We start from the raw sequence: 575 nt of genomic DNA, 5'->3' as shown, positions 1-575 counted from the left end.
CGTCACCGCGGGTAGGCGCAGCCTACGTCGGATCCTGCCAGACGAGAGTGCGTCCATGCCGTCGGCTTGGCTTACCCTCGCGAGCGTGGATGATCGCATGTGGCGCCAGAACTCCGACGTTTCCCTAGTTATCCGTACTGACTTCACGAATTCGCAGGAATGGGAAGAGATTCAGGCGGCGATTACTGAACCGCAGACGGAAGAAGGATTTACGGCGTTCGTTGCATTCGTAGATAACCATGCGCTCGAGGAGATCACGCCGTCACAACTGGTGGAGATGGTGCCTGCAGGCGTGGACCATGCAGTCGCCTTCCTCGTCGACGCGAAGACGCTGACTCACCCTGACCGCCCGATCCTGGCGGTCAACCTCTACGACTACGTGGAAGGCCTGGAGGACCAGGGCAAGGGGCCTCAGCGCGGTGCCACGTTCCGAGTCGTGCCGTCAGAGATGTGGTCGGTTCAGAACAACCTCACGATCTCGAACATGGACTGGGAGGAGTTCGCCGAGAACGTAGACGGCGACGGCATCTTCCGCGGCTTCGAGTAACACGCATTCTGGTGCGTTCATCTGCCGC

General features: G+C 60.2%; 1 protein-coding gene. It reads left to right on the top strand.

Annotated elements, in window-relative coordinates; translation table 11 throughout:
* The first annotated feature begins 85 nt into the window (after positions 1–85).
* Positions 86–547: a DUF6924 domain-containing protein gene (locus J5X75_RS43825; protein WP_208473648.1), complete on the top strand. Its 462-nt coding sequence runs from the start codon at positions 86–88 to the stop codon at positions 545–547.
* Positions 548–575 lie beyond the last annotated feature (28 nt).

It is taken from the genome of Actinoplanes flavus, assembly GCF_017592555.1.
GTDB lineage: Bacteria > Actinomycetota > Actinomycetes > Mycobacteriales > Micromonosporaceae > Actinoplanes > Actinoplanes flavus.
Note: the sequence above shows the minus strand (reverse complement) of the source record. Positions and strands in the feature narration are given on the sequence as shown.